The sequence below is a fragment of the Rahnella sp. RcJ3 genome (assembly GCF_009498575.1).
Taxonomy (GTDB): Bacteria; Pseudomonadota; Gammaproteobacteria; order Enterobacterales; family Enterobacteriaceae; genus Rahnella; species Rahnella aceris.
In genome coordinates this window covers 13,075-33,868 of record NZ_QSNX01000030.1, presented here as the reverse complement: position 1 = coordinate 33,868, position 20,794 = coordinate 13,075, and the positions used below count along the sequence as shown (strand labels likewise).

Here is a 20,794-nt window from a genome sequence, read left to right as displayed (position 1 = left end):
CCGGGCGACTTGTCAGTCGTTGTTCCCGGTCAGTGGAGGCGCATTATAGGGAGTTCTCAGAAGGCCGCAACCCCTAAAATACAAATAATTTACCGACCGCTGAATCTTTCATCAAATGATGTTTAAAGCGGCAATTCCTGGATACTTCTGAAGCCATATGCCTGTAAAACAGGCAGCAAACTTTGCGCCTCTGCAGTCATCGCCATGCAGTAGGCGACACACTCGATTTCCACATCGGCTTTTCTTTCAGGAATTGGCACATGAGAAGTTTCAATTAACCAATGCGCACGCCTCGCAATCGCAGAACCCGAGTCGATCATACGCGTACCATCAGGCAAAACCTGTGACAGCTCTTGCGAAAGCAACGGGAAATGCGTGCAACCTAAGACCACCGTGTCTGGCGGTTCACGTAAACGCAACCAAGGATGCAGGATTTTCTTCAACGCCGCTAACGAAACCTCTTCACCATGCAGCTTCGCTTCCGCAAGTTCTACCAGTTCCGCCGAACCCAGCATCAGAATCTGACAATCCGTCGCAAAGCGTGCGACCAGATCATGCGTATAAGGACGCTGAACTGTCGCACGGGTCGCCAGCAATCCGACCACACCATTACGCGTTAATTTAGCTGCAGGTTTGATTGCCGGGACAACCCCGACAACAGGACAACTAAATTTGGCGCGTAATGCGGGGAGAGAAACGGTGCTCGCAGTGTTGCAGGCGATGACAATAATAGAAAGGGGATGGCGTTTCGCAACAGCGGTGACAATCTCCACCACGCGCTCAACGATAAACTCTTCGGATTTCTCGCCGTAGGGGAAAGCCACATTATCGAAGGCATATATATAGTGCAGGTCCGGCAACATCTGCCGGACCTCATCATAAACCGACAACCCGCCGACGCCAGAATCGAAAACCAGCACCGTCGGGCGGTCAGGAACTTGTGTTGTATCAGAAGGTATAGCTTCCAGTAAGGTTGTACTCACGTCCTGGTGTTTCGTAGCCATAAACCGTCTCGTAATCTTTATCAAAGAGGTTGGCAATTCTACCACGAACCGTCAGATGTGACGTTACCGGATATGACACAGCAAGATCCCAAAGACTCACACCACCCAGGCGTACATTTTCATTGGTGTTGTAATTCTTATCGTATCGTTCACCCAAATACTGATAATTGAGCGACCAGTCAAAATCAGCCACAGTCCAGTCGAGCTGATATTTCGCCTGTTGTTTAGCACGGCGTAATAAAATCTCGTTGGTCTCAGCATTGCGGGGATCCAAATATTCCAATGTGACCTGATGCCTCAACGGACCCGTATCGAAAGACCCGGTCCATTCAACACCCTTAATTGTTGCCTTATCGATATTGTAATAACCGAATTGCTGATTGTCGTAACTGATCATCTGATCGATGTCATTACGATAAGCAGACAAACGCCAGTTCAATGGTCCGGTCAGGCCTTCCAGCCCACCTTCCCATTCTTTACTTTCTTCAGGCTTAAGATCGGCATTACCGCCAAAACTGCCATATAACTGTCCCAGATTAGGCGCTTTAAACGCTGTTCCGTAAGACGCAATCAAACGGTAGCCGTCAATAAACTCCCAGGCAGCACTACTTTGCCAGGTGCCATGCGAACCAAACTGTGAATTATCGTCATTACGCACTGCGCCTTCAAAAGTAAAATCGCTCACTTTTTGCTGAGCTGTCGCGTACACCCCCGTGTTTCGTTGGGTATAGCCATCGGTAATATAGTTGGTGCCTGGCTGAGTACTGAGTTTCTGCCAGTCAGCGCCAGCGCTGAGGGTTCCCTGCCCTACCTGGAAAGTGTTTCCCCATTGCAGGTTGTATTGATCTGAATCGTCCAGCGTTGCAGAAGCGGAATAAGGACCGTATTTCGGGTCATAATTGTAGTCTTTAGTATTGCTATAGCTTCCGCTGATTTGCGTCGAATAGATCCCTTGCTGGAAGCGCAACCCGGTATCGTAAGTCCGGCTGTACAACTGGCGTGTGTCAGGCAGCGCATCACTGTGTGCCGGATCTGCGTAACTGTATGTTCCGTCATAGGCCGTGCGGTTATCAAAACCGTATGCGCGGGCAAAACCGCTGAACTGGTCGTTGAACTGATGCTCAAGACCTGCCCAGAGCGTCTTACTCATGAAGCCATCACGATCGGGTTGACGCGGATCACCGTAATTATCCGGCAGATTCGCCACCACATCGGTACCTTTTGTATAGGTATAGTTCCCCGCTACCGTCAGAACAGTATTCTCACCGAGTTTCTGCTGCGTTGAGCCGTCATAAGCCTGATAGCCGTTTGAACCGATACCGGCTGTCAATGTCGTGCCTAATTTATCACGCGTGGTAATGATGTTAACCACGCCCCCAATGGCATCGGAGCCATAAACTGCCGAGCGTGGGCCACGAATAAACTCAATACGCTGAACCAGAGAAATGGGAATCTGGCTGATATCCACCGCGCCGGAAATACCTGCCTGGTTAAGACGCACACCATCCATCAGCACCAATGTGTGGCTGGCATTCGTTCCGCGAACAAATAATGAGGTCTGCTGGCCCATTCCACCGTTCTGGGCAATATCCACGCCCGGTAAACGACGCAAAACATCAGCCACAGATTTTGACTGCCACCGGTCGATATCTGCGCGCGTGACGATATCCGTCGGCGCGAGTACTGAGGAAACGGGCTGTGGAAAACGGTTCGCGGTAACAACCAGATCATCGCCACTGTTTGTGGAAGTGCTGTCTTGCGCCCACCCTGAAAAAGCCGTGACAGATAATGCCGTCAGCAGCACATGCTTTTTAATTGTCATGAATCGAGCATCCAAACTTAATTGGCGGATGCCGCAGAGGATCACCGACGGTATTTCGCGACGACGATGATTAATGCGACGTAACATCGGCAGGTCTTCGGACTTAGGATTTGCAGGCTAATTAATTACGTCGTAATTAATTAAAAATACCCGCACCGGGCGATGACTTCCCATCTCCTCTTCTCTCTTGTCTTTATATAAAGAGGGAAAGAGAAAGAAGAAACAGTGTCTGCATAATAAAGAATGCTATCGCCGTGATTTCCCCATACCGCTGCGCGCCAGTTCCGGATTCACACCGGATTCCCTTTTAACTCAGTCAATGAGGCCGAAGCGCAATCCTACGATCAACCCATTTGGAAATCCAGACATCCGTAACGTCAGGTATGTTTTACCGGAAGAAATGTAACAAAGGTGGACATAGGAGTGACTTTCCCTACAATCCCCCGCAAAGTTTGTTCATTTACTTCCTGTTAGACGAGATAACCGATGACGCCTGAAAACCTGCCCATTGAACACTATGACGACCAGTTGGCGGAAAAGACCGCACGTCTCACGGCGATGATGTCGCCTTATAATGCGCCGCAGCCTGACGTTTTCCGTTCTCCTGTCAGCCATTATCGTATGCGCGCCGAATTCCGTGTCTGGCACGATGAAGGCGACCTGTACCACATCATGTTTGATCAGCAGACCAAAGCCCGTGTGCGTGTGGACCAGTTCCCGACCGCCAGCGAACTGATTAACCGCCTGATGCCTAAGCTTATTGCGGCCATCAAACAAGATCCGGCATTGCGCCGCAAGATCTTCCAGATCGACTATCTGTCGACCCGCAGTGGCAAAATCATTGCCTCGCTGCTTTACCATCGTAAGCTTGATGACGAATGGCAGCAGGCTGCTACCGCCTTGCGCGACCAGTTGCGCGCTGACGGGTTTGACATCCAGCTGATTGGCCGTGCAGCCAAAACTAAAATCATGCTCGATCAGGATTATGTCGACGAAGTCCTTCCGGTGGCGGGCCGCGATATGATTTACCGTCAGGTGGAAAACAGTTTCACCCAGCCAAACGCTGAGATGAACATTCAGATGCTGGAATGGGCGCTGAAGGCCACGGAAAACTCGACCGGCGATTTGCTGGAACTTTACTGTGGTAACGGCAACTTCTCGCTGGCTCTGGCACGCAACTTCCGCCGCGTTCTGGCGACAGAAATCGCCAAACCTTCCGTCACAGCCGCGCAATTCAACATTGCGGCGAACCATATTGATAACGTGCAGATTATCCGCATGGCGGCCGAAGATTTCACACAGGCGCTGAATGGCGTACGCGAATTCCGCCGTTTGCAGGATATTGATTTAAGCGGGTATGAATGCAACACCATTTTTGTCGACCCGCCGCGCAGCGGACTGGATGACGAAACAGTGAAGATGGTGGCAGGCTACGACCGTATTCTTTATATCTCCTGCAATCCGGAAACACTGTGCGGGAATCTGGAAACACTGAGCAAGACGCACCGCGTGACACGTCTGGCGTTGTTTGATCAGTTCCCGTATACGCACCATATGGAATCTGGCGTGCTGCTGGAAAAAATCTGACAGCGGATGAAAAAACAAAAACGGGCACCTTTTGAGTGCCCGTTTTTACTTCAGTCCGTTATCCGCAATACTACAGATAAACCCGCAGATATTCTGACAGACACAGGATCGCCATTGCCTGTCCGTAAGGCATCGAGGTCAGCGCGATTTCACGATAGAAATCGAGATCATTCCCCATCGCCGTTCCGAATGATGTTTGCGTCAGCTCCCCTGCCGGGTTGATGTGTTTGATCACCCCCTGAATGGCTTTCTCCGCCACCGGCGCATAAGACGCATCGATATAACGTTTACGCACGGCTTTCAGAATGCCATAGGCGAAACCGGCGGTCGCTGAGCTCTCAAGATAAGATTGCGGGTCATCAAGCAGCGTATGCCATAAACCGCTGTCATCCTGACATTTCGCCAGCGCACTGACCTGACTTTCCAGCACCTGCAATAAATAGCGACGGGTGGCGTTATTTTCCGGTAAATCCACCAGTTCGAGGAATTCCGGGATCGCGATGGTCAGCCAGCTGTTGCCACGCGCCCAGCGGGCCTGCGCAAAGTTATGATGTCCGTCGAACGTCCAGCCGTGGAACCACAGACCGGTTTCGCGATCCATCAGATACTGCACATGCATCAGGAACTGATACGTCGCTTCTTCGACAAACTCCGGACGGTCCAGCAGCTTGCCTATTTTCGCCAGGGGCAACACGCTCATCATCAGCGTGTCATCCCACATTTGCTGGTGATTTTCGTTGTTATAAACGATGTGCTGCATCGCGCCTTTATCAGTGCGCGGCATTTCGTACATTACCCATTCCGCCCAGCGCTCCAGATAAGGGCGCCATGCCGCATTGCCGGTTTCCTCATAACGATAAGCCAGCGTCAGGAACGGGCTCATGGTATTGACGTTTTTGGTCGGCGTGCCTTCCGCCAGACGCGCGGTAAACCAGTCGTCGATCACCGCACGCATTTTTTCGTCACCAGTCTGCTGATAATACTGATAAATCCCGTAAAGTCCGATACCGTGCGTCCATTCCCAGCCTGCCCAGCCTTTGGTATCAATCACGCGGCCATCGTCCAACCGCAGCAGGAATTCACCGGTTTTATCTTCGATATTCACCAGATTGTTGGTCACGTTGTGGATCAGCGATTTCAGTTCCCCGCGAGAAATGAAATGTTCCGGCTGTCGCAGCAAGGCACTGTGTTTAACTTCAAAAACTTTCATGGCGTTCTCCTGTGAATTCAAAATTTATAAACGTCCCTGGACCGGCATTTCAGCGGTATTTTCACGGGTCAGCTTTTCGGGAGGCGGGTTATTGCGATGCAGATAACCGATGTTGTTATTGCCCCACAGAGATTCGTATTTCATTCCTGTCAGCATTTCGACCGTAGCCCGGTCTTCCGGCGTAATTTGCTCCGGTACGATACGGTTAGCATCACGCATTTTCTGCGTTTCGCGGGTCAGCACACCGTGCGTTTTCTGATTAAGACGGAAGAACAGGGAGATGGTGAAACCGATACTGAGCATCAGCAATGACCCGATCACCAGTACACCAAGAATGGTATGACCGACTGCCGGAACCTGCTGACTTTGCCCGGAAACGAACCCGGCAAGTTGCAAGATAATCCCTACCAGCATCACCGCACCGGCCTGTGATGCTTTGCGGGTCAGCGTCATCACGCCGGCGAAAATCCCTTCGCGGCGCTGACCGGTAATGGTTTCATCAACGTCAGCGATATAGGTGTAGATATTCCACGGCACGTAGTTGATCCCGCCACGGCCAAGACCGGCCAGCGCGGAAATCAGCAGCAGTAATGACATCGAATCATTCATACCGGTGTAATACAGCACGCCGTACGAGATAGCGGCCAGCCCGAACAGGGAAACAGCCAGACGATAAGATGGTGCAGGACCAAAGCGGATACACAGCGGGATCATGCCAATTACCGCCACGAATTGCAGGATGGCCATCATGCCCATCAGGTTGGAGGCAATTGCAGCACTTTGCATCAGCACGAACACGACGTAATAGGTGAAGACGGCATTAAACACGTCCTGCGCGATATACCCGCCAAGGTATAACCCCAGATGTTGACGGAAAATCTTGATGCGCAGCGTCGAGGATAATTCCACTTTCAGACGTTTCAGGCTCTGCGCCAGCGTCAGTTGCTGACGTTCGCGCTCAATTTTCTTCGTGGCTTCAGATTTGAGCTCTTCCGGTCTTTCCCAGGTAAAGAAATACACCAGTGTCAGAACGAATGCGCAAATTACCGCAAAGACCAGGCTCGAATAGAAGAAGGAAATGGCATTATCTTTGCCGAAATGCTGCAACAGAATCCCCGGCAGGAAGGCCGCCAGAATCGCTGACAACTGTGCCAGAGCGATACGGGCGCCGGAAAATTTAGTTTTCTGTTTGAAATCATCGGTCATTTCCGGCACCAGTGTTTCATACGGCACCAGAATCATGGTGTAGACGATATCGAACAGCAGATAGGTCAGCAGATAATAGACATATCCCATGTCTCCCACCCACATGAAGCTGTAGCTAAACACACAAGGAATACCGAGCAGGATGAAGAACTTGCGGCGGCCAAAACGCTTGCCGAGCCAGGTGTTGCCGAAATTATCAGTGAGATACCCCATCAGCGGGCTCAGCACCGCATCGGCTACGCGCGCGGTGGCAAAAATAAAGGTCGCTTCAATGGGCGAAAGACCGCAAAACGTGGTGTAAAAATAGAGTAGCCACGCCGCAGTCAGAGCTGTCGTTCCCGCCCCGAGAAAATCGCCTGACCCGTAAGCGATGTAATTAAAGAATCCGATTTTACGTGTTTTCATTGCCGTGTTGCCTCTGTTAAATCACCTATAGGCGTAGGCTGAATGCGAACGAAAATACTTCGTCCGGCCATGATTCAAATTAACGAGGAGCAGGAATGAAAACCTTTTGGTTTTTGCCACTCAAACGGACTTTATGGCAAAGAAATGAAGAAGTGGGCGATCAATCTCTAAATATTGAACATAGGTTTGATATTAATGAAATGACAGTTCATTAAATGGCTGGATATAAAAAAAGGCAATCCGCAGATTGCCTCTTTTACTTATGAGGAAGGACTACTGAGCGGAAGACTTACGTTTTTTCAGCTTCAGACCTATCCAGAAGATCAGTGCCACACAAATCAGCGACGGCAGGAAGTTTGAGCCCAGTTCAGGGTATTCTGCGCGCACGATGGTGCTGTACAGTAACAGACCCAGCAGGAAGCAGGCTGCGGCCAGAACCGGTAACCCTTTCGGCATTTCACCGCGGTGGTAACGAACGTGCAGGCAATACACCGCTAACACCAGAGAAATGATCGGGAAGATCGAAAACGTTACGACAGAACTGAATAACGCATCGAAAGTGCCATTAATTGATAGCCCGGCAATCAAAGCCAAAACCAGAGTGCCATTATCCTGGTTCGGTTGTTCGGTCATCTTCTTTACCTCGGGTCATATTAGTGAGGGGGGTCACAGCCGTCCGTTCCTGCTGACGGCGATACCAGTAATATGCGCCTTTGGAAATCATCCGCAGCTGCAACACCAGGCGTTCCTCCAGCTGGCGTCGCTGTGCAATATCCACATCCAGCGCTTCCGCCCCGGCGTTGAAAACGATGATCACCATGGCTTCAGCCTGCGCTTCAGTAAAACTGCGCGGCATATGGTTTTCGAGTTGCAGATAGTCGGCAAGTTCCGCAATAAAATGCTGAATTTCACGGGCGACGGCGGCACGAAATGCCGATGACGTACCGGAGCGTTCACGCAACAACAGGCGGAATGCGTTGGGATTGTTACCGATGAATTCCATAAACGTGGAGACGGATGTGCGGATCACGCTGCCCCCTTTCGCAATGCGCTGGCGTGCCTGGCGCATCAGCTGACGCAGCATCAGACCACTTTCATCAACCATTGTCAGACCCAGTTCATCCACATCGCGAAAGTGCCGGTAAAAGGAGGTTGGCGCAATGCCTGCCTCGCGGGAAACCTCACGCAGACTCAGACTGGCAAAGCTACGCTCGGCACTAAGCTGGCTAAAAGCCGCCTCAATCAGCGAGCGGCGCGTGCGCTCTTTTTGTTGTGCTCTTACGCCCATAACCTTCATCCGGATAGTATTCTTCTTTTTGATTATTCGCCCGATATCGCTTCACTATACCAAAAATTTTAACGGCCGGAGCCAAAGATACAACAGCATAAAGTGGGTCAGAATGTTGCTGCATTACCATTAAATGACAACTGCATGTGGGGTAAATAGGTGTAATATGTTACTTTCTCGTTGTGATTTTGTATAAAAATAGGTTTCGAACCATGCCACAGCACTCACATTTTGATGCCATCATCATTGGCTCAGGCCCTGGCGGAGAAGGCGCCGCGATGGGACTGGTTAAACAAGGCGCCCGGGTTGCTGTCATCGAACGCTATAACAACGTCGGTGGCGGATGTACTCACTGGGGAACCATCCCTTCCAAAGCATTACGCCACGCCGTCAGCAGAATCATCGAATTTAACCAAAACCCGCTCTACAGTGATAACTCCCGCACTATGAGTTCGAGTTTCCCGGACATCCTGCGTCACGCCGATTCGGTTATTAATCAGCAAACACGTATGCGCCAGGGTTTCTATGAGAGAAACCAATGCCAGCTGTTTTCCGGAGATGCCAGTTTTGTGGATGCCAACACCATCAGCATCCGCTATGCCGATAACACACACGAACAAATTACCGCTGATAACATCGTGATTGCCTGCGGCTCCCGTCCTTACCGGCCAGCCAATGTCGATTTTGGCCATCCGCGGATTTACGACAGCGATCTCATTCTTGAACTGAGCCATGAGCCACGCCACGTGATTATCTACGGAGCGGGTGTAATCGGCTGCGAATATGCGTCGATCTTCCGCGGTCTGAACGTCAAAGTGGACTTAATCAACACCCGTGACCGCTTGTTGTCTTTCCTCGATCAGGAAATGTCAGACGCCCTGTCCTATCACTTCTGGAATAACGGTGTGGTTATCCGCCACAACGAAGAGTTCGAGATGATCGAAGGCGTGGAAGACGGTGTGATCATGCATCTTAAATCCGGTAAAAAAGTGAAAGCTGATGCACTGCTGTATGCCAACGGGCGCACAGGTAACACCGATAAACTGGGTCTGGAGAACATTGGTCTGGAAGCTGACAGCCGTGGGCTGCTGAAAGTGAACAGCATGTATCAGACTGCGCTGTCGCATATTTATGCGGTCGGTGACGTCATTGGCTATCCAAGCCTGGCATCAGCGGCTTACGATCAGGGACGTATCGCCGCGCAGGCCATGATTCAGGGCGAAGCGAAAGTCCACCTTATAGAAAACATTCCGACGGGTATTTACACCATTCCTGAAATCAGTTCCGTGGGTAAAACCGAACAGGAACTGACAGCGATGAAAGTGCCCTACGAAGTGGGCCGCGCACAGTTTAAACATCTGGCACGCGCACAAATTGCAGGCATGAACGTGGGTAGTCTGAAGCTCCTGTTCCACCGTGAGACCAAAGAAATTCTGGGAATTCACTGCTTTGGTGAACGCGCCGCCGAGATTATTCACATCGGTCAGGCCATCATGGAACAGAAAGGTGAAGGGAATACTATCGAGTATTTCGTTAATACCACCTTCAACTATCCGACCATGGCAGAGGCCTATCGCGTTGCGGCACTGAACGGCTTAAACCGCCTGTTTTAAGACTGCGGTTCGGTCCATGTAAGGCTGCATGTGCTCTTTGATGGCTTCCGCCAGCTGCTCGTAACGCCCGCGCAGTGGCGAACCGGGACGATATACCAGCGCGATTGTGCGTCGTGGTTCCGGTTTGTCACACATCAGATACGTCACGCCGTCACGGCTGCGCTCATTGGGCACAGCCAGTGATGGCAGCAAGGTAATCCCGCTTCCCGCTGCCACCATATTACGCAGCGTTTCCAGACTGGTTGCCCGGAAATGGGTATCTTCATCCGCACCTGCCTGGAAGCAGAAACCGAGCGCCTGATCACGCAGGCAGTGCCCGTCTTCCAGCATCAGCAGTTTTTCACCGGCCAGATCTGCCATCGCCACACGATCGCGAGATGCCCATGGATGATCGTCGTAGATCGCCAGCCTCATCGGCTCATCAAACAGCGGCACTTCAATAAACGCTTCGCTCTCTTTCACCAGCGCCAGAATGGCACAGTCGAGTTTTCCGCTGTCCAGTTGAGCCAGTAACTGATGGGTTTGCGCTTCGTGCAGATACATTTCCAGCTTCGGGAAGGTTTTGTGCAGCGAAGGAATAATCTGGGGCAGCAAATAAGGCCCGACGGTCGGGATCAGCCCGATATGCATCGGCCCGGACATCGCTTCACCCTGTTGGCTTGCCATCTCTTTCAGAACTTTCACTTCACGTAACACCGTGCGCGCCTGATCCACCAGCAACAAACCGGCTTGTGTAAACAACACTTTGCGGCTGGTTCTTTCAAGCAACATAACGCCAAGTTCATCTTCCAGTTTACGAATCTGACCGCTTAACGTCGGCTGACTGACATGGCATGAATCTGCTGCGCGGCGAAAGTGACGGAACTCCGCCAGCGCCACCAGATACTCTAGATCGCGAATGTTCATTTTTCCTCCAGTCCCTAAAAGGCAATGAGATAGCTGTTAACGATAGATAAGATAGCAATCAACGATTATATCTATCAACCATTATTGTGAATAATGCCTCCCAGCGAAACGGCAATGCCGAAAATATTTTGTATTTTATTGATTAATTAAGAGGTTATTCATGTTTGCAAGCCAGGAAGGGAAACACGTACCGCACGTTACTTTTCACACCCGACAGGGCGACCAGTGGGTAGATCTCAGCAGCGAGCAGCTGTTTAAAAATAAAACAGTGATTGTGTTTTCATTACCGGGAGCCTTCACCCCGACCTGCTCTTCAAGCCATCTTCCACGTTACAACGAACTGGCTCCGGTCTTTAAAAACCACGGCGTCGACAGCATTCTGTGCGTTTCCGTGAATGACACCTTCGTGATGAACGCCTGGAAAGCCGAACAAAACGCGTCCAACATCACTTTCATTCCGGACGGTAACGGTGAATTCACCAAAGGCATGGACATGCTGGTTGAGAAAGCGGATTTAGGCTTCGGCCCGCGTTCATGGCGTTATTCCATGCTGGTGCGCAATGGTGTAGTCGAGAAAATGTTCGTTGAGCCAAACAAACCGGGTGACCCGTTTGAAGTGTCTGATGCAGACACCATGCTCAAATATCTGGCACCAGAATTTAAAGTACAAGAATCCGTGTCCGTATTCACCAAACCGGGCTGTCCGTTCTGTGCGAAAGCCAAACAAATGTTGCAGGAACGCGGCATTCAGTACGAAGAAATTGTATTAGGTAAAGACGCGACCACCGTCAGTCTGCGCGCCGTGACAGGGCGGGCGACAGTGCCGCAAGTCTTTATCGGTGGACGCCACATTGGGGGAAGTGACGACCTGGAGGTTTACCTCCATTCAGAAACAGAAGCGTTGTGCGAAGTCGCACAATAAGCGTCGGGAAACCAAACAGTAAAATCAGGCGGACTTCGGTCCGCCTTTTTTATTTTACGCTAAACGCGCTTTCGCATCGGCAATCGCCTGCGCGACCTGCTGCGGAGAAACGCCACCTTTGGCGGCACGTTTGTCGAGACAGGATTGCAGTTCAAGGATCGCGTAAACGTCATCGCCAATCACATTGCTGAATTTCTGCAAATCAGCCAGCGGCAATTCTTCCAGCGCCTTCCCCTGATTAATCGCTTCGACCACCGCTTCACCCACAATATGGTGTGCTTCGCGGAACGGCACGCCTTTGGCAACCAGATAGTCTGCCAGTTCGGTGGAATTAGCGTAGCCTTGCTGTGCAGCTTCTTTCGCACGCGGGCGTTTCACCTGAATGCCGTCCAGCACCAGCGACGCCATATTCAGGCAATCCATCCAGGTGTCGAGCGCATCGAACAGTCCTTCTTTGTCTTCCTGCATGTCTTTGTTGTACGCCAGCGGCAGGCCCTTCATGGTCATCATCATGCCAGTCAGTGCGCCTTGTACGCGGCCACATTTGCCGCGGATCAGCTCCAGCGCATCCGGGTTTTTCTTCTGCGGCATCAGGGAGGAACCTGACGTTACGCGATCGGACAAATCAATAAACGCCGCTTCGCCGGTGTTAAAGAAGATCAGGTCTTCGGCAAAACGGGAAAGGTGAACCATACTGATGGCCGCGTTGGACAGCAGTTCAAGAACATGGTCACGGTCAGAAACGCTGTCGAGGCTGTTACGGGTCGCAGAAGCAAAACCTAACCAGCCCGCCAGCTGTTCGCGATCCATCGGATATGCCGTACCGGCCAGTGCACCACAGCCCAGCGGGCTGACGTCCAGACGGGTCAGGGTATCTTTCAGACGGCTTTCGTCACGCGCCAGCATTTCAACATACGCCATGCACCAGTGCGCAAAGGTCACCGGCTGAGCGCGCTGCAGATGGGTGTAACCCGGCATCACCGCGTCCTGATTGGCTTCGGCGGTGGCGACCAGCGCCTGCTGTAAATGATGCAATGCATCGCCCAGTTCAACCACCTGCGCTTTACACCACAGTTTGATGTCGGTCGCGACCTGATCGTTACGGCTGCGGCCGGTATGCAGTTTCTTGCCAAGATTACCGACTTTGTCGATCAGTTTACCTTCGACCCAGCTATGAATATCTTCGGCGTCGCTGGCTAAAATAGCGCGGGGATTGGCACGGACTTCTTCCAGCAGCACGGTCAGCGCCTCTTCCAGCTGGATTTGCTCGTCAGCGGTTAATACGTTGACGGTCACCAGCGCTTTGGACCAGGCTACTGAGCCCACGATGTCCTGCTCTGCCAGCCGGTAATCGAAACGCAGTGAGTCATTGAGTTCTTTAAACCGCTGATCCGCTGCCTGAGTAAAACGTCCGCCCCAAAGTGCCATTTTCCTGCTCCTGAATTTTTTATGCAAAAGGGCGCACTATGCTGCGCCCTTGAAAAGGGTATACCGAATGCGCCGCCGGTGCGTTACGCCAGAATACGTGTGCCGATGGCGACGCCGTTAAACAGTGCCGGTAATTGTTCGGCATGACGCCAGCTGGCAATATCAACCGGACGTCCCAGAGAACGGGCGGCGTCCAGCGCAGCGTGAACTTTGACGATCATGCCATCGGTGATAATACCCTGCGCGATAAGCTGCTCGGCTTTCTCTGCGCTCATTTCCGGGATACGCTGACCTTTGCCGTCAAGAATGCCACTGACATCAGACAGCAGGATCAGATCCGCGCCCAGCGTGGCCGCCAGTGCAGTCGCAGCCTGATCAGCGTTAACGTTCATCAGCTCGCCGTTTGCGGTGATGCCGATAGAACTGACAATCGGCAGGTAGCCTGCGCCGTGCAGCGTGTTAATCAGCGCCGGGTTACCCGCTTCGGCTTTACCGACGAAGCCCAGTGATTCATCCAGCTGTGTAACGCTGACGGTACCGCCGTCTGCCAGAGACAGGCCAACAGCGTTGATATGATTTTTAACCGCCCACGCCAGCAGGGTTTTGTTAGCGCTGCCAGCAAGTGCGCCGGTGATAATGTCAATCTGATCAGCCGGAGTCACACGCAGACCGGCTTTTTTCACCACCGGCAGATTCAGCTTTTTCATCAGCTCGTCAACCAGGCAGCCGCCACCGTGAACAATAACCAGCGGGCGGTGATATTCCTGACGATAAGCCACTACCGCCATGAACAGGCGCTCGAGCGCTTCTTCATTGTCCAGCAACACACCACCTAATTTTATGACTAACGGATTCATAGCTGTTCGCGCCCCGACCGGTTGAGAATGTTAATTAATAACAATACATTTAATTTAATCTAACACCCCTGCGCGTCTGAATAAACGCTCAGGGGCGGTTGTTTTTTGTTTGCTGACAATCTGACGAAGTGTTAAAGCAGTGATTGTGTTTCCGGGAAGCCGAAACGGATATTCATGCACTGAACCGCCTGCGCGGACGCGCCTTTAAGCACATTATCCTCCGTCGCCACCACAATCAGATGTTCGCCTTTCACCGCAAAACCGATATCGCAAAACGGCAGGCCAACCACGTCTTTCAGCGCCGGAACGCCTTTGGTGTACAAACGCACCAGCGGTTTATCGTGATAAGCATTATGGAAGGCTTCCGCCACGTCCTGCTCCGTGACACCCGCGTTCAGACGGCAGGTGATGGTCGCCAGAATACCGCGCGGGAAGTTGCCCAGATGCGGTGTGAAAATCACCGGCACGCCAAGATGCTCGGCAATTTCCGGATGATGACGGTGGCTGAAAAGTTTGTATGGCTGAAGGCTGACTTCGCAGAAGCTGTTGCCGAGCGTGGCTTTACGGCCTGCACCACTAACACCGCTGGTGGCGTTGATCACCGGCCACTGGCTGTCATTGAGCAAACCATTTTCGATAAGGGGTTTAAGCGCCAGCTGCGAAGCGGTCGGGTAACAGCCCGGAACGGCGATCAGCTGTGCGTCTTTTAATTTGTCAGCCTGCCATTCGGCCAGGCCGTACACAGCTTGGTCGAGCAGGTCGAGATGCTGATGCTCAAAACCGTAGAATTCGGTATAAAACTCAGGTTTGCTGACGCGAAAAGCACCGGATAGATCAAACACCACGCAGCCCGCCGCCAGAAACTGTGGCGCTAAATCGTGGCTGACTTCATGCGCGGTCGCCAGAAATACCACATCGACACCTTTCGCGGCTTCCGCCACGTCAGTCAGTGGCGAAACAGGCAAATCGACGATGCCTTTTAATTGAGGATGCAAATCAGAAAGTAATTTTCCTGCATCTGCACTTTGCGCTGAAACCGTTAAACCGGTTATGTTCATATGTGGGTGGCGATTCAGGTAAGCAGCGAGTTCGGCTCCGGCATAACCTGTGGCACCAACAATCAGCGTATTTAACATAGGGCTTGTTCACCTTCTCAATTTTTGGGTAGGGGCCGGATGAATTTTTTTCCGGTTTCCTTACGCGCTGGCTTATTGTATTTTTATTCACAATTATTGCATGAATATGAATACTACCCTAACTAAAGGCTGTCAACAGTGAAGATGAAATTACCTCCTTTTATTGAGCTCTACCGGGCGTTAATCGCCACCCCTTCCATCAGCGCCACAGACGCTGCACTGGACCAGAGCAATGAGACGTTAATCAATCTACTGGCAGGCTGGTTCGGTGATTTAGGCTTCAAAGTCGAAGTGCAACCCGTGCCAGGAACACGCCATAAATTCAACATGTTAGCCAGTACCGGTGAAGGTGCAGGCGGGTTGCTGCTGGCGGGTCATACCGATACCGTTCCGTTCGATGACGGCCGCTGGACACGTGATCCTTTCACCCTGACCGAGCATGAAAATAAGCTCTATGGTTTAGGGACTGCCGATATGAAAGGTTTCTTCGCGTTCATCCTCGATTCATTGCGTGATGTCGATCTGACCAAACTGACTAAACCGCTGTATATTTTGGCGACCGCCGATGAAGAAACCACCATGGCCGGTGCCAGCTATTTCTCTAAAAATGCCAAAATTCGCCCTGACTGCGCGATCATCGGTGAACCCACGTCGCTCAAGCCGGTTCGTGCGCATAAGGGGCATCTGTCGAATGCAATCCGCATCACCGGTCAGTCCGGCCATTCCAGTGATCCGTCCCGCGGCGTGAACGCTATTGAACTGATGCACGAATCGATTACCCATTTAATGACGCTGCGCAATACGCTGAAAAGCCGTTACAACCACAGTGGTTTCGTGATCCCGTACCCGACCATGAACTTTGGTTATATCAACGGCGGCGACGCACCAAACCGTATTTGTGCCTGTTGTGAAATGCACATGGATATCCGCCCGCTGCCGGGTCTGACGCTGACCGACATTGATGGTCTGTTGAACGAGGCACTGGCCCCCGTCAGCGAACGCTGGCCGGGACGTATTGTGATTGAAGAACTGCATCCACCGATCCCGGGCTATGAATGTCCGCCGGATCACCCGCTGGTGCAGGTGGTCGAGAAATTACTGGGCGTGGAGACGGAAATCGTTAACTACTGCACCGAAGCGCCGTTTATTCAGGAACTGTGCCCGACGCTGGTGCTCGGACCAGGTTCTATCGATCAGGCACATCAGCCAGATGAATATATTGATACTGCGTTCATTAAACCGACTCGTGAGCTGATTTCTCAGGTTGTTCATCATTTCTGTTATCACTGATACTGAATGAAGGATTGATGAAGAAACAATCAGGGCGCTCACGGGCGCCCTTTGATACTGTACAAAAGGTGGATTAGCCAAACTGATATCGCCGCTGTTGTAATTAAATTTCAGCGACATCGCCAAAAAGACCATTTTTCACGTGAGTGTTCAGGGGTTTTTGGGTTAAAACATGTGCTGCATTTAAAAAGTATGGCCAGGTTGGCAGGGTGAACGGGGCAAGAATGCCTGACGGGTGAAAGTTATTTACAGAATATAAAAATTAAACGAGAGAACGGGTCAGAGGTAATATGAACGAACAATATTCCGCAATGCGAAGTAATGTCAGTACTTTAGGTAAATTGCTGGGCGACACGATCAAAGATACGTTGGGAGAGCATATCCTGGATCGTGTTGAGAAAATCCGTAAGCTGTCGAAATCCTCCCGTGCCGGAAATGACGCGGATCGACAGGAGTTACTGTCAACGTTGCAAAACCTCTCAAACGATGAGCTGCTGCCTGTTGCCCGTGCTTTTAGCCAGTTTCTGAATTTAGCCAACGTGGCTGAACAATATCACAGCATTTCGCCGCACGGCGAAGCGGCCAGCAATCCTGAAGCGCTGGCGCAATTGTTCGATCGTCTGAAATCCAAAAACCTCTCTGAGCAGCAGTTACGGGATGCCGTTGACCAGCTTTCTATCGAACTGGTGCTGACCGCACACCCGACAGAAATCGCCCGTCGCACGCTGATCCACAAACTGGTGGAAGTGAATAACTGCCTCAAGCAGCTCGACCATAACGATCTGGCCGATTACGAGCGCAAACAAATCATGCGCCGCCTGCGTCAGTTAATCGCGCAGTCATGGCATACCGATGAAATCCGCAAAAACCGCCCTTCTCCGGTGGATGAAGCCAAATGGGGTTTTGCGGTAGTCGAAAACAGCCTGTGGGAAGGCGTGCCGGCTTTTCTGCGCGAACTGAACGAACAGCTGGAAACCTCACTGGATTACAAAATGCCAGTGGAAGCCGTGCCGGTTCGCTTCACCTCCTGGATGGGTGGCGACCGCGACGGTAACCCGAACGTAACCGCCGATATCACCCGTCACGTGCTGTTGCTGAGCCGCTGGAAAGCGACTGATCTGTTCCTGCGTGATATCGCGGTGCTGGTGTCAGAACTGTCGATGACCGAATGCACACCGGAACTGCGTGAGCTGGCCGGCGGTGCGGACATCATCGAACCTTACCGCGAAATCATGAAACAGCTCCGTTCGCAGCTGACCAATACTCAGGTGTATCTGGAAGCCCGTCTGAAAGGCGAACGTGTTGCACGCCCGCACGATTTGCTGGTGAAAAATGACCAACTGTGGGCGCCGCTTTACGCCTGCTACCAGTCATTGCAGGCCTGCAACATGGGCATTATTGCCAACGGCCAGTTGCTGGATACCCTGCGCCGCGTGCGCTGCTTCGGCGTGCCGCTGGTGCGTATCGACGTGCGTCAGGAAAGCACCCGCCACACCGACGCTATCGCAGAAATTACCCGTTATCTGGGTCTTGGCGATTACGAAAGCTGGTCAGAATCCGACAAACAGGCTTTCCTGATCCGCGAACTGAACTCAAAACGTCCGCTGGTGCCACGTCACTGGGAACCGAGCGCCAACACCAAAGAAGTGCTCGATACCTGTCAGGTGATTGCCGAAGCGCCGGAAGGCTCGATTGCAGCGTATGTCATCTCGATGGCGCGCACGCCGTCTGATGTGCTGGCCGTACACCTGCTGCTCAAAGAAGCCGGTTGTCCGTTCCCGATGCCCGTTGCGCCGCTGTTCGAAACGCTCGACGACCTGAACAATGCCGACGATGTCATGAAGCAATTGCTGAGCATCGACTGGTATCGCGGTTTCATTCAGGGCAAACAGATGGTGATGATTGGCTATTCCGACTCCGCAAAAGACGCGGGCGTGATGGCCGCATCGTGGGCGCAATATCGTGCGCAGGATGCTCTGATCAAAACCTGCGAGAAAGCCGGGATTGCCCTGACACTGTTCCACGGACGTGGCGGTTCTATCGGCCGTGGCGGCGCACCGGCACAGGCAGCGTTATTGTCTCAGCCTCCGGGCAGCCTGAAAGGTGGCCTGCGCGTTACCGAACAGGGCGAGATGATCCGCTTCAAGTTCGGTCTGCCGGAAGTCACCATCAGCAGTCTGGCGCTGTACACCTCTGCAATTCTGGAAGCCAACCTGTTGCCACCGCCTGAGCCGAAACAAGCCTGGGTGGATATCATGGAACAACTGTCTGACGTGTCCTGCAAAATGTACCGTGGCTACGTTCGCGAAAATAAAGACTTCGTGCCTTACTTCCGCGCCGCAACGCCGGAACAGGAACTGGCCAAACTGCCTCTGGGTTCACGTCCGGCGAAACGTAAAGCCAGCGGTGGCGTCGAAAGCCTTCGTGCCATCCCGTGGATTTTCGCCTGGACGCAAAACCGCCTGATGCTGCCAGCCTGGCTGGGTGCCGGTGCCGGTTTGCAGGCTGTGGTTGATGACGGAAAACGCGACGAGCTGGAAACCATGTGCCGCGACTGGCCGTTCTTCTCCACGCGAATCGGTATGCTGGAGATGGTGTTTGCGAAAGCTGACCTGTGGCTGGCGGAATACTACGATCATCGTCTGGTTGGGAAAGAATTGTGGCCGCTCGGTCAGCAGTTGCGCGATCAGCTGGCAAGCGACATCAAAGTCATTCTGGCGATTTCTAACGACGATCATCTGATGGAAGATTTGCCGTGGATTGCAGAATCCATCGCACTGCGAAACGTCTACACTGACCCGCTGAACGTCTTGCAGGCTGAATTGCTGCACCGTTCCCGCGAGCTGGAAAAAGACGGCAAGCAGGATGCCAACGTCGAACAGGCGCTGATGGTGACGATTGCCGGTGTGGCAGCGGGTATGCGTAATACCGGCTAGTTTTCGCTGACATCAGCCCAAGAAAAACCCGCGAATTCGCGGGTTTTTTGTATTCAGTGTCGGGCAAAAAGATTAAGCGCGAACCGGCACAGCGATGTCTGGACGCACACCCAGCGTGTGGCAAATCGCGTAACTCATTTCTGCACGGTTCAGGGTGTAGAAATGGAAGTCCTTCACGCCTTCGCGGCTGAGGATTTTCACCATGTCCATCGCGATATTGGCACCGACCATTTTGCGGGTTTCGGCGTCGTCATCCAGCCCTTCAAACTGGCTGTTCATCCAGTGCGGTACACGCACATTGGTCATCGTCGCAAAGCGGGTCAGCTGTTTGAAGTTAGACACCGGCAGGATGCCTGGCACGATTTCCACGTCAATCCCCTGACCGGCGCAGCGGTCGCGGAAACGCAGGTAACTTTCCACATCAAAGAAGAACTGCGTGATGGCGCGGTTCGCACCGGCATCGATTTTACGTTTCAGGTTAATCAGATCTGACTGCGCGCTTTTGGCCTCAGGATGCACTTCCGGATAGGCTGCGACGGAAATATCAAAGTCGCCCACTTCTTTCAGCAGATGCACCAGATCGGTGGCGTACATTTCCGGCTTGCCGCCGCCTGCCGGCAAATCGCCACGCAGAGCCACAATGTGGCGGATGCCACTGTCCCAGTAATCCCGTGCGATCTGACGCAGTTCATCGCGGCTGGCATCGATACAGGTCAGGTGAGGTGCCGCTTCCAGACCGGTACGTTCTTTAATGCCTTTGATGATGCTGTGTGTACGATCACGCTCGCCGGAGTTCGCGCCGTAAGTCACAGAGACAAACTTAGGCTTGAGGCTGCTGAGACGATCAATAGAGCTCCACAACGTATCTTCCATCTCGCTGGTACGAGGCGGGAAAAATTCGAAAGAAACGTTAATCTGACCCTGTAATTCAGCCAGATTCTGGTTCAGCGCTTCGCGCTGGTTTGCGTGGAAAAAGCTCATAAACACTACCTCATGGATCACTGCGTTTTGATTATGGTTCGTTATAATGGACGTTTGGACGTCTAAACGTATAGATAGAAAATGACGGAAAGAGAACAAAGTGTCAACGTTAAAATGATGGCAGGGGATGATTAATCTTCACGCAAACTGAAAGAATTTCACGTTGCGAAAATGCGGCTGAGGGGAAGCTGAGGAAAGTTAGA

At 52.2% G+C, this 20,794-nt stretch carries 16 protein-coding genes and 1 riboswitch; of the genes, 5 read left to right on the top strand and 11 right to left on the bottom strand.

What is annotated here, in order from left to right; translation table 11 throughout:
* Positions 1-122: 122 nt before the first annotated feature.
* A complete protein-coding gene (gene murI / locus DXU84_RS23520) occupies positions 123-1,004 on the bottom strand; it encodes a glutamate racemase (RefSeq protein ID WP_013577558.1) in 882 nt (293 codons plus the stop codon).
* The gene (gene btuB / locus DXU84_RS23515; RefSeq protein WP_013577559.1) at positions 949-2,826 is read right to left on the bottom strand and encodes a TonB-dependent vitamin B12 receptor BtuB; all 1,878 of its coding nucleotides are present in this window, start codon (positions 2,824-2,826) and stop codon (positions 949-951) included. Before btuB ends, murI begins: the two co-directional genes overlap by 56 nt.
* 70 nt (positions 2,827-2,896) lie before the next feature.
* Positions 2,897-3,171, bottom strand: a riboswitch (cobalamin riboswitch).
* A gap of 141 nt (positions 3,172-3,312) precedes the next feature.
* Here btuB and trmA point away from each other — a divergent pair.
* The gene (gene trmA, locus DXU84_RS23510) at positions 3,313-4,413 is read left to right on the top strand and encodes a tRNA (uridine(54)-C5)-methyltransferase TrmA (protein WP_131638545.1); all 1,101 of its coding nucleotides are present in this window, start codon (positions 3,313-3,315) and stop codon (positions 4,411-4,413) included.
* A gap of 70 nt (positions 4,414-4,483) precedes the next feature.
* Here the strand turns inward: trmA and DXU84_RS23505 are convergent, their stop codons facing one another.
* From DXU84_RS23505 to fabR, 4 genes are all read right to left on the bottom strand, one after another.
* A complete protein-coding gene (locus DXU84_RS23505; protein ID WP_112152604.1) occupies positions 4,484-5,623 on the bottom strand; it encodes a glycoside hydrolase family 105 protein in 1,140 nt (379 codons plus the stop codon).
* Positions 5,624-5,647: 24 nt separating this feature from the next.
* Positions 5,648-7,234: an MFS transporter gene (locus tag DXU84_RS23500; protein WP_013577562.1), complete on the bottom strand. Its 1,587-nt coding sequence runs from the start codon at positions 7,232-7,234 to the stop codon at positions 5,648-5,650.
* Positions 7,235-7,507: 273 nt separating this feature from the next.
* On the bottom strand, positions 7,508-7,867 hold the full coding sequence (locus DXU84_RS23495; protein WP_013577564.1) for a YijD family membrane protein: 360 nt from the start codon (positions 7,865-7,867) through the stop codon (positions 7,508-7,510).
* The gene (gene fabR / locus DXU84_RS23490) at positions 7,842-8,522 is read right to left on the bottom strand and encodes an HTH-type transcriptional repressor FabR (RefSeq protein WP_013577565.1); all 681 of its coding nucleotides are present in this window, start codon (positions 8,520-8,522) and stop codon (positions 7,842-7,844) included. The genes DXU84_RS23495 and fabR overlap by 26 nt, the downstream gene beginning before the upstream one ends.
* A gap of 212 nt (positions 8,523-8,734) precedes the next feature.
* On the opposite strand from fabR, the gene sthA reads away from it, so the two are divergent.
* Positions 8,735-10,135 carry a Si-specific NAD(P)(+) transhydrogenase gene (gene sthA / locus DXU84_RS23485; RefSeq protein WP_013577566.1) on the top strand — a complete coding sequence of 467 codons (1,401 nt, stop codon included), beginning with the start codon at positions 8,735-8,737 and terminating at the stop codon, positions 10,133-10,135.
* Here the strand turns inward: sthA and oxyR are convergent.
* A complete protein-coding gene (gene oxyR, locus DXU84_RS23480) occupies positions 10,118-11,041 on the bottom strand; it encodes a DNA-binding transcriptional regulator OxyR (protein ID WP_013577567.1) in 924 nt (307 codons plus the stop codon). The two genes, sthA and oxyR, sit on opposite strands and share 18 nt — an antisense overlap.
* Positions 11,042-11,201: 160 nt before the next feature.
* Between oxyR and DXU84_RS23475 the strand changes: the two genes are divergently transcribed.
* Positions 11,202-11,963 (top strand): glutathione peroxidase, encoded by a 762-nt coding sequence (locus DXU84_RS23475; protein ID WP_013577568.1) that lies wholly within the window; start codon positions 11,202-11,204, stop codon positions 11,961-11,963.
* Between the two features lie 54 nt (positions 11,964-12,017).
* Here DXU84_RS23475 and argH read toward each other — a convergent pair whose 3' ends face one another.
* From argH to argC, 3 genes are all read right to left on the bottom strand, one after another.
* Positions 12,018-13,391, bottom strand: a complete 1,374-nt coding sequence (argH, locus tag DXU84_RS23470; protein ID WP_013577569.1) for an argininosuccinate lyase — start codon at positions 13,389-13,391, stop codon at positions 12,018-12,020.
* A gap of 83 nt (positions 13,392-13,474) precedes the next feature.
* Positions 13,475-14,248 carry an acetylglutamate kinase gene (gene argB, locus DXU84_RS23465; protein WP_013577570.1) on the bottom strand — a complete coding sequence of 258 codons (774 nt, stop codon included), beginning with the start codon at positions 14,246-14,248 and terminating at the stop codon, positions 13,475-13,477.
* Between the two features lie 131 nt (positions 14,249-14,379).
* Positions 14,380-15,384: an N-acetyl-gamma-glutamyl-phosphate reductase gene (gene argC / locus DXU84_RS23460; protein ID WP_013577571.1), complete on the bottom strand. Its 1,005-nt coding sequence runs from the start codon at positions 15,382-15,384 to the stop codon at positions 14,380-14,382.
* 138 nt (positions 15,385-15,522) lie between these two features.
* Here argC and argE point away from each other — a divergent pair, with 138 nt between their 5' ends.
* Both argE and ppc read left to right on the top strand, forming a co-directional pair.
* Positions 15,523-16,674 carry an acetylornithine deacetylase gene (gene argE / locus DXU84_RS23455; protein WP_041673179.1) on the top strand — a complete coding sequence of 384 codons (1,152 nt, stop codon included), beginning with the start codon at positions 15,523-15,525 and terminating at the stop codon, positions 16,672-16,674.
* Between the two features lie 290 nt (positions 16,675-16,964).
* On the top strand, positions 16,965-19,610 hold the full coding sequence (ppc, locus tag DXU84_RS23450) for a phosphoenolpyruvate carboxylase (protein ID WP_013577573.1): 2,646 nt from the start codon (positions 16,965-16,967) through the stop codon (positions 19,608-19,610).
* 72 nt (positions 19,611-19,682) lie between these two features.
* Here the strand turns inward: ppc and metF are convergent, their stop codons facing one another.
* Positions 19,683-20,591, bottom strand: coding sequence for a methylenetetrahydrofolate reductase (metF, locus tag DXU84_RS23445; protein ID WP_013577574.1), 909 nt, complete (start codon positions 20,589-20,591; stop codon positions 19,683-19,685).
* Positions 20,592-20,794 lie beyond the last annotated feature (203 nt).